5 protein-coding genes are annotated in these 17,042 nt (G+C 72.5%); 1 reads left to right on the top strand and 4 read right to left on the bottom strand.

The window, feature by feature from the left end; genetic code table 11:
• Positions 1-89: 89 nt before the first annotated feature.
• Both WMF34_RS23485 and WMF34_RS23490 read right to left on the bottom strand, forming a co-directional pair.
• Positions 90-2,309 carry a hybrid sensor histidine kinase/response regulator gene (locus WMF34_RS23485; protein WP_012237180.1) on the bottom strand — a complete coding sequence of 740 codons (2,220 nt, stop codon included), beginning with the start codon at positions 2,307-2,309 and terminating at the stop codon, positions 90-92.
• Positions 2,310-2,356: 47 nt separating this feature from the next.
• Positions 2,357-4,759, bottom strand: a complete 2,403-nt coding sequence (locus WMF34_RS23490) for a hypothetical protein (protein WP_437989184.1) — start codon at positions 4,757-4,759, stop codon at positions 2,357-2,359.
• Positions 4,760-5,001: 242 nt separating this feature from the next.
• Between WMF34_RS23490 and WMF34_RS23495 the strand changes: the two genes are divergently transcribed.
• On the top strand, positions 5,002-6,252 hold the full coding sequence (locus WMF34_RS23495) for an MFS transporter (protein WP_012237182.1): 1,251 nt from the start codon (positions 5,002-5,004) through the stop codon (positions 6,250-6,252).
• A 25-nt stretch (positions 6,253-6,277) separates the two neighbouring features.
• Here the strand turns inward: WMF34_RS23495 and WMF34_RS23500 are convergent, their stop codons facing one another.
• Positions 6,278-10,867, bottom strand: coding sequence for a serine/threonine-protein kinase (locus WMF34_RS23500; protein ID WP_012237183.1), 4,590 nt, complete (start codon positions 10,865-10,867; stop codon positions 6,278-6,280).
• A 462-nt stretch (positions 10,868-11,329) separates the two neighbouring features.
• A complete protein-coding gene (locus WMF34_RS23505) occupies positions 11,330-16,516 on the bottom strand; it encodes an nSTAND1 domain-containing NTPase (protein WP_437989185.1) in 5,187 nt (1,728 codons plus the stop codon).
• Positions 16,517-17,042: the final 526 nt, after the last annotated feature.

Below are 17,042 nucleotides of genomic sequence, written 5' to 3' on the forward strand. Positions count from 1 at the left end.
AGCGCGCTCCAGCGGGCGCGCCGGTCACGGATCGCGAGCGCGCGACGTGGACGGCGGTGAGGCCCCGCTGGCGACAGCGCGGGCGCCTCTCACCTGCTGCTGTCGCGCGCCTCCGGGCGGGGCGCGGAGTTCGCGGAGACGACCTCGGCGATCGCGGAGAGCGCGTCCTCGGCGGAGAACGGCTTCTCCAGGAGCGGGCGGCCCGACGAGGCGAGGAACCGCTCGACGTCCGCGCCGAAGCCGACGCCGGTCATGAAGATGAACCCCTGCGCCAGCACAGGATCGCTCTCGCGGATCCGCGTGTAGAAGACGTCGCCCGACATGCCGGGCATGCGCAGATCGCAGAGCACCACGTCGAAGCGCTGCCCGCCCGCGAGCATCCCCATCGCGGCGTCGGCGCTCGGCGCGAGCGCCACCTCGTGCACGCGGCCCAGCTGATCGGACAGCGCGCGGGCGAGCGACGCCTCGTCCTCCACCACGAGCACCCGCACCCGCTTCGAGACGAGCCGCGGCACAGGCGAGACGCTCGGCGTCGCCTCGTCCGTCCGCCCCGCCGCGGGCAGCGAGATGATGAACCGCGCGCCGCCGGGCGGGACGCGCCCGGGGACCGGGCTCTCCGCCGTGATCTGCCCGCCCGCGCGCTCGATGATCTCGCGGCTGATCGACAGCCCGAGCCCCGTGCCGACCTCCGGACCTTTCGTCGTGAAGAAGGGCGCCCAGATGCGCGGCAGGTTCTCCTCCGCGATGCCGGCGCCGGTGTCGGTCACCACGATCTCGACCGTCTCCCCGTCGCTCCGCGTCTCGACCGTCACCGTCTGGTCGCGGGCTTCGTGCTTCGAGCCCGGCTTCGGGATCGCCTGGGCCGCGTTGACGAGGAGGTTCACGATGACCTGGCCGAGCCGGCCGTCATCCATGAGGATCGGCGGCACCTCGGACAGGTTCTTCACGATCTGCGCCCGCTCGATGATCTGGCCGCGCGTGAGGCTCAGCGCGGAATCGACCGTGCGGTTCGCGTCCGTCAGCGTGCGCCGCGAGCCCTCGGGCTGCGGCGGGCTCGCGAACAGCTTGAGATCACGGACGATGTCGACGATGCGCTTGATCGAGTCGCGCAGCTCCTTCACGAGCTCCGACGCGCTGGAGGCGGCGCTGCCCTCCATGCGCACGTTCGGGCCGCGCAGGAGGCGGTCGAGCATGTCCAGGCCGAGCAGGATGAACGCCGCGGGGTTGTTGATCTCGTGCGCCACGCCGGCCGCGAGCGTGCCGAGCGTCGAGAGGCGATCGACCTGGATGAGCCGGGTGCGCGCCGCGTGCTCGGTGCTCACGTCCGCGAGGACGCCCTCGATCGCCACGACGCGGCCGCGATCCGAGACGAGGGGGTACACCGTGCCGCGCGCGGTGATCGCGTCGCCGCCCCGCCGCCGCAGGCGCGCCTCGTAGGAGGCCGACGGGGCCCCGAGCTTGGCCCGCGCGACCGCGTCCTCGAAGCACATCACGCCCTCCGGGTCGGCGTGGGCCTCCCCGAGGAAGCCCGGCGTCCTGAGCGCCTCGGCCACCGGCACGCCCAGGAGCCGCTCGGCGTGCCGGTTCAGGAACGAGAGCTCGCCGGACTCGGGATCGAGCCGGAAGATGATGAGCGGCGCGTTGTCGAGGAGGTTCCGGTGCTGCTCCTCGAGCTCGCGGATCCTGAGCAGCCGCTCGGCGGCCTCGCGCTCCCCGGCGACGACGCGCAGCGAGCGATCCAGGCCGGCGCCGAGCGCGTCGGCGATCTCCTCGAGGAGCGGGATCGGCGCCGAGGCCGCCGCGCCGGCGTCTCCGTAGCCGACGACGAGCGCCGCGATGATCGGGCAGCCGAAGCCGCCGGCCGCGGCGCCGGCCGGCCCGGAGCGCGCGGCGGGGTGGCCGGGCTCGGCGCCCGGAGGCGCGGCCCGCACCGGGAGCGCGACGTACGAGAGGCACCCCTCGCTGGCGCCCATCTCGGCGAGGGCGTTCCCCGCGCGGGCGTCGTCGCAGGAGAACGGCTCGCCCTCGGCGAACACGCGCCGGAAGAGCGCCGCGGGCGCCGGCAGGCGCGCGCCGAACGGCGCGGCGGCGAGCGCGTCGCCGCGGAAGACCGCGTACGCGCGGAGCCCGCCCTCCGGCTCCGGGAACACCACCGCGAAGAGCTGGAACGCGGCGAACCGGCCGACGGCCCCGGCGAGCTCCTCGAACGGCCTCGGCAGGAGCAGGTTCGAGTGGCGGGCCACGACGGTGAGGACGGCGTTCAGCGCGACGAGGCGGCCAACCCTCTCGCTCGCAGGCTCAGCGTGCATTTCCACGACATCTCACCACGTCAGCGCGCAGGGACGAGAGGCATTCTTCACTTTTCTCCGGCCGGCGGGTCGCCCGCGGTCGCCGAGGACGTAGGCCGGGCCGCCGCGCCGGCGCAGCGCTCGAGCAGGCGGAGGGCGGCGTCCCGGCGCTCCTCGCTCACGGCCGGCCCCGTGCCGGCGGCCCCGTCGTGCGCTGCGTACTGGGCGAACATCCTGCGGGCGGTCTCGACGTCCTCGACGCCGCACGCGACCACGAGCCGCAGCCGCTCGGCCTCGATCCAGACCCGCTGGACGGGCAGGTGGGCCGCGAGCGCCCGATCCAGGCGATCTGCGGCCTCATCGAAGCGGCCGTCGCTCAGGTAATGGCGGCCGAGCAAATAGTTCGGCAGACCATCGCCGGGGGATTGCGCGGCCCACGCGCCGAGGAGCTCCGCCGCACGGATCCTGTCGGGCGCGCCGCCGCGCGTACCGATCAGCAGCTCGACGATGGCCGCGCGGGCGCGTTCGTCGTTCGCGGCAGCGATCTTCACGTCGAGCGTCCGGAGCCGATCCTCGTCGACGAGCCGGCCGGCGACCTCGCTGTACCGCGCCGCGGCGCGCTCCCGGTCGCCCGCCGCGAGCGCGACGTCGCCGAGGCGCTCGGCCGCGCGATCGCGCAGGTGGCGCGGGATCGACGCGTCCCCGGCGATGCCCTCGAGCTCGCGGATCCCCTCGCTCCGCGCGCCGGGCGCGTCGCTGGCGAGCCGCGTCTCGGCGATGGCGATGCGCGGCGCGGGGCTCCGGTCGAGCGACAGCACGCGCCGGTACGCGGCGATGGCGCCCTCGTGGTCGCCGCGCGCGCGCAGCGCCTCCGCCTCGTGGGTGCACGCGTCGACCACGTGCGGGCAGCGCCGCTCGAAGAGCGCCGGCCGATCGAAGCGGGCCTTCGCCTGCGCCTTCGCCGCGTCGGGGAGCGTGAGCGCGTCGAGATCGGCGTGCCACGCGCGCTCCATCACCTCCCACGAGGCGCCGGTGATCTCCGGCAGCGCCTTGCCGCCGTACCAGGCGCGCACCGCGTCGGCGCCGTACGTCGCGCGCACGTGGCCGACGAACGCGCCGCTCACGGTGTACGCGGTCGACGAGTTCTCGGCGAGGAAGCCGAGCGCGAACAGGCGCGCGAGCGGCGGCAGGATCCCGAGATCTTTCATCGCCTTGGCCCACGCGCGCGGGCTCAGGTCCTCGCCCTCCCTGGGCGAGCCGGCGACGGCGATCCCCTCGATGAGCCCCGGGTCGGGGAGCCACCCGCCGAGCCGCCCGGCGATTTTGAACGGGCCGCGGGCGAAGGCGCCGGCGAGCACGTGCATGATCTCGTGCCCGAGCGTCGGGTGCGGGTAGCCGGCGGCCTGCAGGTACACCTCGTGGCGCCATGGCTTCGCGACGTACGTGCGCGACGCGCCCATGAGCGCGCCCTTCTGCGCCGCGCTCTCGAACAGGTAGGCGCGGACCCGCAGCGGCTGGCCATCGACCGCCGCGGGCGCCCCGAGCCAGCGCTCGCCGGCCTCGATGTGGGCGTCGCACTCGCGCACGAAGCGCTGGACGTCGGCCTCGCGCATGCCGCGCGGGTGGACGACCTCGCAGCGCTGGCCCTTCGAGAGCGCGCCGAGCTCGGCCGCGATGCTCTCGGAGGTCTGGAAGTGGCCGAGGCGCTCGCCCTCCAGGACGGTCGCGGCGCTCAGCGCGGCGCTCACGCCGCCGAGCAGGAGCAGCCCGGGCCGGCCCTGCGGCTGGAACGACACCCGCCCGCCCGCGTCGTGCACGAGGTGCTGCGCGAGCGCCGACGCCGCGAACAGGGTGGCCAGCGTCCCCGCGCGGTACGTCAGCAGCCCGGACGCGTCGACGACCGTGTCGTAGAGGGTGCCGCTGAAGAAGCCGGCGAAGGGGTCGTAGGCGAAGACGATCGGGCTCGTGTAGAAGCGGACGGCGCTCACGCCGATCGCGCCGAGGGGGGCGGCGAGCGCCGCGAGGACGGCGATGAGCCGGCGCCGCCACGCCGGGCGGGGAGGCGCGGCGTCGTCGCGCCGGATGCCGGCCGCGAGCTCGCCCGCGACGGCGCCCCAGGCGCCGCCGAGCGCCGCGCCGAGCCCGGGCCCGAGGGCGAAGTGCGCCGAGCCGCCGAGCACATCGCAGAAGCCGGCGCGCAGGCCGTGCGCCAGCGTGGTGGCGTACGCGACGACCGCGAGCAGGGCGCCGCTCGCGACGCCGCGGCGGAACGCCTCGACAGGCGGCGGCCGATGCGCGGCGACGTCGAGGGCGGTCACGATCGCCGCGGCGCCCGGGACGATCAGGCCGGCGGCGAGCGCGCTCTCGTAGCCGGGGCCGTCGAAGAGGGGCAGGAAGCCGACGAGCGCCATCGCGATCGCGACGAGCGCGGCGCCGAGCCTGGTGGCCGGGGAACGCAGCAGCGTGGGCATGGTCGCGTGGGACTCCAGGCCCGCCTTCGTAGCCGCGCCTGCCCGGAGAGGCGAGCGGGATGCGGGCGCCCCGGCGCAATCCAGCGAGCTGCGTTCTCCATGGACGGTCCGGGGAGGACGGCGGTGTCTTCCGAGAACCGGACGAAGCCGTGAGCGGTGATCGCATGGCCACCGATCGGCCGCGTTCGATAGTGCGCGCTTCTCCTTCCCTCCTCTTTTCTGCTCTGCTCACGCCCCAGACGATGTCCCCTCCCCCCGCCGGCCTCTCTCGCCATCCCGACTTCCTGCGCCTCTGGGCGGCGCAGGCGGTGAGCGCCGTAGGCAGCCGCATCAGCCGGACGGCGCTGCCCGTGATCGCCATCGTGGGCCTCGGGGCCGACGCGTCGGGCGTGGCGGTCCTGTCCGCGGTATCCACCGCGCCGGGCGTCCTCGTGGGGCTCTTCGCGGGCGGGCTCGTCGATCGCTCGCGCAAGCGGCCGCTCCTCGTCGGCGCGGATCTCGTGCGCGCGGCGCTGATCCTCTCGGTCCCGATCGCGGCCTGGACCGGCACGCTCACCCTGCTCCAGCTCTCCGTGGTGGCCGCGCTGGTGGGCATGGCCACTTCCCTGTTCCAGATCGCCGACAACGCCTACTTGCCGGCGCTCGTGGGGCAGGAGCACCTGGTCAAGGCAAACGCCAGGCTGGAGGGGACCGAGGCCGCCGCGGAGATCGCCGGCCCCGGCGCCGCGGGCATCCTGATCCAGGCGCTGACGGCCCCGGTGACGATGGTGGTGGACGCGCTGTCGTATCTCGTGTCGGCGGCGCTCCTCGGGCGCATCCGGGCGACGGAGGCGCCGGCCGTCCCGGCGGGCGGCGGAGGTGATGGGGGCGCCTCGCTGGTCGAGGATCTCCGGGTCGGGCTGCGCCACGGCCTGGGCCACCCCGTGGTCGGGGCGACGTTCCTGGCGATGGGCGTCCACGCCCTCCTGCTCGGCGGGGTCTTCTCCGCGCTGTACATGCTCTATCTCCTGGAGCATCTGCGGCTGGACACGACCACGGTCGGGCTGATCATCAGCGTGGGCGGCATCGGCGCGCTGGGCGGCAGTTTCCTCGCCGGCTGGCTGGGCCGACGCCTCGGCGCCGGGCCGGCGATGATCCTCAGCCTGTTCATGAGTCAGGCCGGCTGCGCGCTCATCCCGCTGGCGGCGCAGCTCGGGCGGCTCGCGGTCCCTGCCCTCGTGGTGCACCAGCTCGTGGGGGACGCGTTCCTCATGGCGTTCATGATCCACGCGGTGAGCACCCGGCAATCCATCCTGCCGTTGCACGTGCTCGGCCGGGTCGATGCAACGCTCCATGTGCTCACCGGGGCGCTCCTGCCGGCGGGCACCCTGGCGGCCGGCTGGCTCGCGGGGCGGATCGGCGTGGAGGCGACCGTCTGGGCGTTCGTCATCGCGGGGTTTGCCGCGCCGCTCCTGCTGCTGCGGCCCGCGGTGTGGAGGCTGCGGGCGGGGTGAGGGCGCGCTCGATGGAGGGTGCTCGTCATCGACCGGCGGTGTCGCTCGGTCGGGCAGCCGAGCCTGGCTGGGACCCGGGGGCGGCCACGCGGGCCGCCGCGACGCGGCGCAGGCAGTCTTCCTGATGGGTCCGGGCCAAGGCTTCTGGCAGACGGAGAAGCTCTATCCGCCGCTCGATCGGCATGCAGTAGGTGGTCGCAGCCCACAGCTTCGGGTCATCGACGCCGCGGAGCGGCTCCAGATCGGTCCACACCCGGACGGCCCTGTCATCCGACGCGCTGAGGATGCGCTTGCCGTCGGGGCTGAACGCTACGCTGTTGACCGGAGACTCGGAGCCGCGAAGAACCAACGGCTCGCCAGTACCATCGGCATTCCATACCCGTACCGTTCCGTCCTGGGACCCGGTGACGACGCGCTTGCCATCAGGGCTGAACGCCACCCCCAGAACCCAGTGCTCGTGACCACGAAGAACCACCGGATCGCCGGCGCCATCCGCTTTCCATAGGCGCGCCGTCTTGTCCCAGGAGGCCGTAGCGATGCGCTCGCCATCGGGGCTGAACGCCACCCAGTAGACGACATCCTCGTGGCCGCGAAGGATCAGCGGCTCACCTTCGCCATCCGCGTTCCATACCCGTACCGTCTTGTCGAAGGACACGGTGACGATGCGCTTGCCATCGGGGCTGAACGCCGCTGAATAGAGCTGAGCCTCGTGACCGCGAAGGACCACTGGATCGCCGGTGCCATCCGCGTTCCACACACGTGCTGTCCTGTCCCACGACGCCGTGACGACGTGCTCGCCATCGGGGCTGAACGCCGCGGAACAGACCTGAGCCTCGTGACCGCGAAGGATGAGCGGCTCACCCTTGCCATCCGCGTTCCACACACGTGCCGTCCTGTCCCACGACGCCGTGACGATGCGCTTGTCATCCGGGCTGAACGCCACCGAATGGACAACGTCCCTGTGACCGCGAAGGACCACGGGATGGCCGGTGCCATCCGCGTTCCACACGCGCGCGGTCCTGTCCTCGGGCGCCGTCACGATGTGCCCGCCGTCGTGGCTGAACGCCACCGAAGCGATCGGCTCGTGGTCACGGAGAAGGACCAGAGGCTCGCCCGTGCCATCCGCGCTCCACACGCGCACGGTGGTGTCGTACGATGCGGTCGCGATGCGCTTGCCGTCGGGGCTGAACGCCGCCCAGACCGCATCCTGGTGACCACGAAGGACCAGGGGCTCGCCCGTCCCGTCGGCCTTCCACACCCGCGCCGTCTTGTCCCGGGACCCAGTGACGATGCGCCGGCCATCGGGGCTGAATGCCGCCGAATAGACCGGAGCCTCGTGACCCCGGAGGACCAGCGGCTCGCCCGTCCCATTGGCCTTCCACACACGTGCGGTCTTGTCCGACGACGCCGTGACGAGTTGCTGGCCATCGGGACTGAACGCCACCCCCTGAACCTCGTGCTCGTGGCCGCGAAGGACGACTGGCTCGCCGCTCCCATCCGCGCTCCACACGCGCGCGGTGTGGTCGTACGATCCGGTCGCGATGCGCTTGCCGTCAGGGCTGAATGCCACCGCATAGACCGGAGCGTCGTGCCCCCGAAGCACCAGCGGCTCGCCCGTCCCATCGGCCTTCCACACACGTACGGTCCTGTCGTGGGACGCGCTGGCGATGCGCTGGCCATCGGGGCTGAACGCCGCCGAATTGACCCGCCCCTCATGGTCCCGGAGGACCAGCGGCTCGCCCGTCCCATCGGCCTTCCACACACGTACGGTCCCGTCCCATGACGCCGTGACAATCCACCTTCCATCCGGGCTGAACGCCGCGGAGCTGACCCCGTTCTCATGACCTCGGAGGACCAGCGGTTCACCCGTCATGTCGGCCTTCCACACGCGCGCATTCCTGTCCAACGACGCGGTGACGACGTACTTACCGTCGGGGCTGTAGCTCGCCCCCATGACGCCGCCTGGATGGGTGAGCACCGCCCGAGCGACCCAGCTGTGCAGCGCCCCGCGCGCCACGACGGCCCACCCGCGCGGCACATCGGGCGGCTCGACCTCGCGCAATATCGAGAGCGCGGTCGTGGGGTCGGCCTGCAGCTCGCGCGCCGCGGCCATGCGGGTGGCGTTGCGCGCTTGCAGGGCTTCGGCTTGTGCACGGGCCGTTTCCTGGTCGGCGCGCGCGGCTTGCTGCTCGGCGCGCCTGGCTTGCCGGTCGGCGCTGATCGCGAGATAGGACACCATGAGAGCGATCGCGGTGAGCATCGCGATCACGCCCATGGCGATCTGCCGCCGCAGCCGCCGCGCGCGCTCGGACAGGGCCACGACGGCAAGGAGATAGCGCTCCTCGCGCTGGCCGAGCCCGGAGCGCCACTCGGCGCCCTGCTCGGCGCGGCGGCGCTCACGCCACGCTCGAGCCTCGCGCGCCGCGCGATCCCGCCAGAGCAGCCCCTCGGCGTGACCGCTCGCCTCCCACTGCTGGGCCGCGGCGCGCAGCCTGGCAAGGAACTGCGCGTCTTGCTCGCTCTCGGCGAGCCACTGCCGGAGCTTTGCCCACCTCTCGATCAACGACTCGTGAACCAGCTCCACCGTCGTGCCCTCGCGCTCGCCGCCGGCCTCGGTGAGCAGCAGCCGCGCCCCGGCCAGGTGCTGGACCACCTGCGCGATCGCCTCACCGGCGTGGTCTTCGCCGTCCTGTGCGAGCTCACACAGCTCGTCCAGGCTGACCACCGCGCGCGTGCGCTCGGGCGTGACGAGGCGCGCCAGCACCGCCCGAGCCAGCCGCTGCTCGCGCACCGGCAGCGCCGAGAGCACCGCGTCCGCATGCGCGGACAGCGCCCCGGCCACGCCGCCGAGCTGCTCATAGCTGTCCCGCGTCAGCAGCCGGCGCGCGCGGTCCCGCGCCTCCCACAGCTTCGCGGCCGTGAATTGCAGCAGCGGCAAGGGGCTGCGCGTGCTCTCCAGCGTGTCCAGCATGTGCTCGACCATCTCGGCGGTCTCGAAGCGAAGACCGGCCGCGTCCAGCGGCCTCGTCAGGGCTTCACGCAAGCCTTCGCGCCCCATGGGCGGCAGCAACGAGAGACCACGAGTCACGTGGGTCATGAACTCGTAGTCATCGGCGACGCGGTCGAGGAAGTCCGAGCGGATGGCGAGCAGGACCCGCAGGGGCGACGAGGCGTCGTCGGCCGCGCCCTCCAGACAGGCGACGAACGCCGCCCGTTCCTCGCGGCTCGCGCCGAGCGTGTACAGCTCCTCGAACTGATCGACGAAGAGCAGGACGTGGTGCCTCGTCCCCTGACGGCGGCAGCGCGCTCGCAGCCGGGTGCCCAGGTAGCCCGGCTGCGCGCGCAAGGTGGCGACGAGCCCACCGTTCCCGGCGAGCTCGACCGGGCCCGCCGGCGCGCCCGCGCGCTCGGACTCGGCCACCTGCGCGAGCACATCGACGAGCGCCGATATCGGGTGGCGCCCCGGGCGCAGGGTGAACGTCTCCCAGCGGTCGCTGGAGCGCTTCAACGCAGGGATCACCCCCGCGCGCACGAACGACGACTTGCCTGCCCCGGAGGGGCCGGCGACCGTGACGAGCGGCTGGTAGCGCAGCCGCGCCGTCATGGCGGTCACGTCCCGATCGCGGCCGAAGAAGCGCGCAGCGTCCGACTCCTGGAACGCGGAAAGCCCCGCGAACGGGCAGTCGTCCTCGCCGAGCCCGGGCGCCTTGCGACCGGGCAGCAGCGCCTCGAGCTCGGCGAGCAGCTCCCTGGCCGAGCCGATGCGCTCGTCCTTCCGCTTCTTCAGGCACCGGTCGACGAGGGCGCCCAGCGCGCCCGCATCAGGGCGCCGCGTGCCGACGCGCGGCATGGGAACATCGAAGTTCACGATGTCCGCGAGCCGCTCGATCGGCGATGGGTCAAGCGGGTGCGCCCCCGTGAGCAGCGTGTGCAGGAGGATGCCCACGGCCCAGAGGTCGCTGCGCGCGTCCACGTCCTCACCCAGCAATTGCTCGGGCGACATGTAGGACGGCGTTCCGACGAGCGCGCTCCGAAAGCTCTGTTCATCATCTCCCGGGAGCTCCCCCCGCGCCTCCGTGAGCGTCGATAGCAGCTTGGCATCGAGTTGCTTGGCGATCCCGAAGTCGACCACCTTGATGCACCCTGCGTCGTCGATGAGGATGTTCTCCGGCTTGAGATCGCGGTGCACGATCCCGAGCTCGTGCGCGCAGACCAGCGCGCGGACCACCGGGATCATGAGCTCGACAACCAGCCCGACCGGCATCGGGCCCGGCGCGCCGGTGCGCTCGCGCTCGGCTCGCCACTGGCTCAGCGTCCGACCCTTGATGTACTCGAGCACGAGGTACGGGTGTCCACGGATCTCGTCCACCTCGTGGATCACCACGATGTGCTCGTGCCGGCAGCTCGCCGTGGCACGCGCCTCGGCCAGGAAGCGCTCGATCCCCTGCCCGCTGTACTCGAGCAGCAGCTTGATCGCGACGAGGCGCCCGAGCTTCGTGTCCCGGGCCAGGTACACGATGCTCATGCCGCCTTGCCCCAGCTCGCGGATGATCTCGTAGTGCTTGATCGTCCCGCCGACATCCACGAGCGTCGAGCCCTGAGCGCGGTACGCCATCGTCGCTCCCGCCAACGTCTTCGACGCCGGCGACGGCCGGACCGCGGTCTCTTGCGCTCGCTCCTCGGGCATCGGGCCGGCCACGTCCTCCTCCGCGCGCGCGTGCTCGGGGAGCACGAGCGTGCGCACCGCCTCTTCACCAGGAGCGCTGCTCGAGGCGAGAGAGCTCGACGGCGCATCCGGCTCGACGCTCAGGCAGCCTTGCTGCCTATCCTTGCTCGACGGCATCGTCCCCCCCGCCCCGTCCGGCGTCGCCGCTCTGGAGGTCCGGACGGCTCCCTTCCCCACAATCTCAGTTCACTCGACGTTCCAGCGATTTCCGCGCAATGGTCTTGTCGAGCGTGACACCCTGTTATTGCAGTCGCACCTCGGGTGAGCAACCTGGCCGACGGGCAGACCGCGACGTTGCGCTGCGTGCCGACCCGCCATGGCAGCATGTACGACGCGGGGGAACAACGCCCGTCATCGGCCGGCCGTGCCGCGCAGCCGGCCCCCCGAATCCGCCTGCCCCCTCGGCGCGGCCGCGCGGACCGCGGCGACCTGACGCAGACAGGCCTCCTGGCTCGCCCGGGCCGCCGACTCGGGCACACGAAGGAGCTCGATCCTCCGCTCGACGGGCATGCAGTAGGTCGTCGCCGTCCACAGCTTCGGGTCATCGACGCCGCGCAGCGGCTCGAGGTCGGTCCACACCCGCGCGACCTTATCGTCGGACCCGGTGACGATGCGCTTGCCATCGGGGCTGTACGCCACCGCGTTGACGGACGCATCGGACCCGCGCAGCACCAGGGGCTCGCCCGTGCCGTCGGCATTCCATATCCGCGTCGTCTTGTCGTCGGACGCGGTCACGACATACTTGCCATCAGGGCTGAACACCGCAGCATTGACCAGGTGCTCATGACCGCGCAGGACCACGGGCTTGCCTGTGCCGTCGGCGTTCCACACCCGCACCGTCTTGTCCCACGACGCCGTGACGACGCGCTTGCCGTCAGGGCTGAACGCCGCCGATACGACCCAACGATCGTGCCCTCGCAGGACCACGGGCTCGCCCGTGCCATCGGCGTTCCACACACGCGCCGTGTTGTCATACGAGGCGGTGACGATGCGCTCGCCGTCGGGGCTGAACGCCGCCGAACGCACCCTGTCCGCGTGACCACGGAGCGTCACGGGCTCTCCAGACCCATCGGCGTTCCACACACGCGCCGTCTTGTCGAAGGACGCCGTGACGATGCGCTCGCCGTCAGGGCTGAACGCCGCTGACCGAACCCTGTCCGCATGACCACGGATCACCAGCGGTTCGCCCGTGCCGTCGGCGTTCCACACACGCGCCGTCTTGTCGTCGGACGCGGTGACGATGCGCTTGCCGTCAGGGCTGAACGCCGCCGAGAACACCTCCCCCTCGTGGCCACGGAGGATCACGGGCGCTCCCGCGACCTCAGCGTTCCACACCCGCGCCGTCCGGTCCCACGACGCCGTGACGATGCGCTTGCCATCCGGGCTGAACGCAGCCGAGGAGACCGAATCGTCGTGACCACGGAGGCTGAGGGGCTCACCCGTGCTCTCGGCGTTCCACACCCGCGCCGTCTTGTCATAAGACGCCGTGACGATGCGCCTGCCGTCGGCGCTGAACACCGCAGAGTAGACCCGATCCTGGTGCCCGCGCAGGATCCGAGGCTCCCCCGACCCGTCGGCGTTCCACACCCGCGCCGTCTTGTCCCACGACGCCGTGACGATCCGCTCGCCATCCGGGCTGAACGCCGCGGAGTAGACGACATCCTCGTGGCCGCGCAGGATCCGGGGCTCGCCCGACCCATCGGCGTTCCACACCCGCGCCGTCTTGTCCCACGACGCCGTGACGACGCGCTTGCCATCCGGGCTGAACGCAGCCGAGTAGACGGCGTCCTCGTGACCGGGCAGGACCACCGGCTCGCCCGTGCCGTCCGCCTTCCACACCCGCGCGGTCCGGTCGAACGACGACGTCACGATGCGCCCGCCGTCGAGGCTGAACGCCGCGAAATAGACCGGCTCCGCATGACCCCGGAGGACGACGAGCTCGCCCGTGCCATCGGCCTTCCACACCCGCGCGGTCCGGTCGAACGACGCCGTCACGATGCGCCCGCCATCGGGGCTGAACGCCGCCGAATAGACCCCTTCCTCGTGACCGCGGAGGACGAGCGGCTCGCCCGCACCCGCCGTGCGCCACACCCGCGCGGTCCTGTCGTCGGACGCCGTCACGATGCGCTCGCCGTCGGGGCTGAACGCCACCGAGTTGATCGGCGCGTCGTGGCCACGAAGGACCAGCGGCTCGCCCGTGCCGTCCGCGTTCCACACTCGCACGGCCCTGTCCGCGCAGATCGTCGCGATGTGCTTGCCGTCGGGGCTGAACGCCGCGCGGATGACGAAATCCGGATGGGTGAGCACCACGCGCGCTACCCAGCTGTGCAGCGCCCAGCGCGCGAGGGTGGCCCACCCGCGCGGCACCTCGGGCGGCTCGACCTCCCGCAAGAGCGCCAGCACCGTCGTGGGATCGGATTGCAGCTCGCGCGCCGCGGCCATGCGGGTGGCATTGCGCGCCAGGAGCGCGTCCGCCTGCGCGCGGATCGCCAGGTACGACACCATGACCGCGAACGCGCTGAGCGTCGCGATCACGCCCACGGCGAACTGCCGTCGCAGGCGCCGCGCGCGCTCGGCGAGCTCCACGACGGCCAGGAGATAACGCTCCTCGCGCTTGCTCAGCCCCGCTCGCCCGTCGGCGCCCTGCGCGGCGCGCCGGCGCTCGTACCATGCCCTCGCGTCCTGGGCCGCGCGGTCGCGCCAGAGCAGCCCCTCGGCCCAGCCGCTCGCCTCCCACTGCTGCGCCGAGGCGCGCAGCCGGGCCAGGAACTGCGCGTCTTGCTCGCCCTCGGCGAGCCACTGCCGGAGCTTGGGCCACCGCTCGATCAGCGACTCATGCACCAGCTCCACCGTCGTGCCCTCGCGCTCGCCCCCGGTCTCGATCAGCAGCAGCCGCGCGCCGGCCAGGTGCTGGACCACCTGATCGATGGCCTCGCCCGCAGGACCCCTGCCGCTCTGCGCCACCCCATGGAGCTCCTCCAGGCTGACCACCGCGCGCGTGCGCTCGGGCGTGACCAGGCGCACGAGCACCGCGCGGGCCAGCCGCTGCTCGCGCACCGGCAGCGCCGAGAGCACCGCGTCCGCGTGCGCGGACAGGGCGCCCGCCACGCCGCCCAGCCTCTCGTAGCTGTCTCGCGTCAGCAGCCGGTGCTCGCGATCCCGCGCCTCCCACAGCTTCGCGGCCGTGAACTGCAAGAGCGGCAGCGGGCTCCGCGTGCTCTCCAGCGTGCCCAGCATGTCCTCGATCATCTCGGCCGTCTCGAAGCGATGACCGGCCGCCTCCAGCGGCCTCGTCAGCGCGTCGCGCAGGCCGTCGCGCCCCATCGGCGGCAGCAGCGACAGACCGCGCGTCACGTCGATCACGAAATCGTGATCATCGGCCATGTGATCGAGGAAATCCGAGCGGACGGCGAGCAGCACGCGCAGGGGCGATGACGCGTCGTCGGCCACGCCTTCCAGGCAGGCCACGAACGCGGCCCGCTCCTCGCGGCTGGCGCCCAGCGTGTACAGCTCCTCGAACTGATCGACGAAGAGCAGGACATGGTGCCTCGTCCCCTCGCGGCGGCAGCGCGCGCGCAGCCGAGCGCCCAGGTGCCCCGGCTGGGCGCGCAGCGTGGCGACGATCGCGTCGTGATCGGGGAGCTCGGCCGACCCGGAGCCCGTACTGGCCACCTCGGACTCGGCCACCTGCACGAGCACATCGACGAGCGCCGACAGCGGCCGGCGCCCCGGCCGCACGATGAACGTCTCCCACCACTCGCTGCCGCGCTTCAACGCAGGGATCACCCCCGCGCGCACGAACGACGACTTCCCCGCCCCCGACGGCCCGACGACCGTGAGGAGCGGCTGGTAGCGCAGCCGCGTCGCCGTGGCGGCGATCTGGCGATCGCGGCCGAAGAAGCGCGCCGCGTCCGACTCCTGGAACGCGGACAGCCCCGCGAACGGGCTCTCGTCGTCGCCCAGCTCGAGCGCCTTTCGACCGGGCAGCAGCGCCTCCAGCTCCGCGAGCAGCTCCTTGGCCGAGCCGATGCGCTCGTGCTGGCGCTTCTTCAAGCACCGATCGACCAGGTCGCCGAGCGCGCCCACGTCCGGGCGCCGCGCGCTCACGCGCGGCATGGGGAGATCGAGCTTCACGATGTCCGCGAGCCGCGCGACCGAGAACGGGTCGAGCGGATGCGCCCCCACGAGCAGCGTGTACAGCAGGATGCCCACGGCCCACAGGTCGCTGCGAGGATCGATGTCCCCGCCCAGCAATTGCTCGGGCGACATGTAGGCCGGCGTGCCGATGAGCCCGCTCCGGTGGCCGTCGCCCTGGCCTCGCGCGAGCGTCGCCTGCGTGCCCGTGAGCGTCGACATCACCCTGGCGTCGAGCTGCTTCGCGATCCCGAAGTCGAGCACCTTGATGCTCCCCGCGTCGTCGATGAGGATGTTCTCCGGCTTCAGATCGCGGTGGACGATCCCGAGCTCGTGCGCGCAGACCAGCGCGCGAACCACAGGGATCATCAGCTCCACCACCTGGCCGGGCGACATCGGGCCGGACGGCCCTATCGCGGCGAGCGGCCCTGGCGCGCTCGGGTGCTCGCGCTGGGTCAGCCATTCGCTCAGCGTGCGACCCTTGATGTACTCGAGCACCAGGTACGGGTGTCCGCGGATCTCGTCCACCTCGTGGATCACCACGATGTTCTCGTGACGGCAGCGCGCCGTGGCCCGCGCCTCGTCCAGGAAGCGCTCGTTTCCTTGTCCGCTGAACTCGAGCAGCAGCTTGATCGCCACGAGGCGCCCGAGCTTCGTGTCGCGGGCCAGGTACACGATCCCCATGCCGCCCCGGCCCAGCTTGCGGATGATCTCGTAATGCTTGATCGTGCCGCCGACGTCCGGAAGCGCCGAGCCCGGACCTCGCCCCGTCGGCGCCGCTCCCCCCGCCGTGGTTGCGCCGTGCGCGTCGTGCACCGACGGCGCTGCGGCCTCGCGCGCTCGCTCCTCGGGCGTCACGCCGGCCGACGCCTCCGTGGGCGCCAGGCCGGCGAGCGCGAGCGTGGTCTCGGCCGGTTCGCCACGCTCGCCGCGCATTCCGCTCGATCCCGGCCGCTCCGGCTGTCTCTGCTCCCGGGCCTCGGCGTCGCGGCGCGGGGTCTCCTTGAGCTCGAGCGTCGCCTGCGGCAGGGTCGCGCCGAGCGCGTGCTGCTGCAGGTCGTCCTGCGAGGGCATCACCTCCCGCAACGTGTGTCCCGGCATGAGCTCGAAGACGGTATAGAGCCGTCCCTCGCCGGCGTGCCCCCAGTCGACGGGCCGGACGCTCGGAGCGTGGTGGAGCCGCGTGCCAGAGCGCATCTCCCGCAGGAACCGCGAGATGGATCGCCGCGCAGGGTGCCCGCCGTCTCCATCGCGAGGCAGATGGAGAATCTGGAGGACGATCGGCCGACCGCCCCCGATGCGCCGGCCCCTGTAAAGAACCGTTCGGCCGCTCGCTCGGCAGCAGGACAGGATCTCATAGCGACCCTGGAACACCGTCCCTGGCGCGAGGGTCTCGCGGCTCATCCTGGCCCCTCCGATCGCTGCCACGCCCGCGCGGCGGCTCCGGGTGAAACGTCCCCACCCCCTGTCGACACGCAACGCTCCCGAATGTCGAGCTCGTCGCGCCGCTCTGGCGAGAGACCCCGACGGCGTACCCGGACCGATGCTCAAGCAGCCAACGTCGCTGCCTGTTGGGAGGTTCTATAGCATACCCCCTCACATCGTCCGGTGTCGGCGCCTCGGATGCGTCAGCCCCTCTCCTTCACGCCAATTCACACCAGCGCTCCCGTCGTTCTCCTCCTGTTCTTCCGCCATTTCGGGCCGCTCGGCATTGCGGCAATTCCCAGGCGCCGAGCCTGGCACATGCGAGGAGCCGGGCTGAGGCTCAGGGGACGAGCCAGGTCATCCAGGCGGCTAACCCGGTCATCGCTCAGGTGACGAGCCCAGTCATCGCTCAGATTCAGGCGAGGAGACGGGCTGTGGCTCGGGCGAGGAGACGGGCTGTGGCTCGGGCGACGGGCCCAGGGATGGCTCAGGCGACGAGCCCGAA

Source organism: Sorangium sp. So ce145, from assembly GCF_051525985.1.
GTDB lineage: Bacteria > Myxococcota_A > Polyangia > Polyangiales > Polyangiaceae > Sorangium > Sorangium cellulosum_B.

Bases quoted from the DNA above. Each gene is read 5' to 3' on its own strand.
- WMF34_RS23490 (WP_437989184.1), bottom strand. From the start codon at position 4,759: ATGCCCACGCTGCTGCGTTCCCCGGCCACCAGGCTCGGCGCCGCGCTC.
- WMF34_RS23495 (WP_012237182.1), top strand. From the start codon at position 5,002: ATGTCCCCTCCCCCCGCCGGCCTCTCTCGCCATCCCGACTTCCTGCGC.
- WMF34_RS23500 (WP_012237183.1), bottom strand. From the start codon at position 10,867: ATGGCGTACCGCGCTCAGGGCTCGACGCTCGTGGATGTCGGCGGGACG.
- WMF34_RS23505 (WP_437989185.1), bottom strand. From the start codon at position 16,516: ATGAGCCGCGAGACCCTCGCGCCAGGGACGGTGTTCCAGGGTCGCTAT.
- WMF34_RS23485 (WP_012237180.1), bottom strand. From the start codon at position 2,309: ATGCACGCTGAGCCTGCGAGCGAGAGGGTTGGCCGCCTCGTCGCGCTG.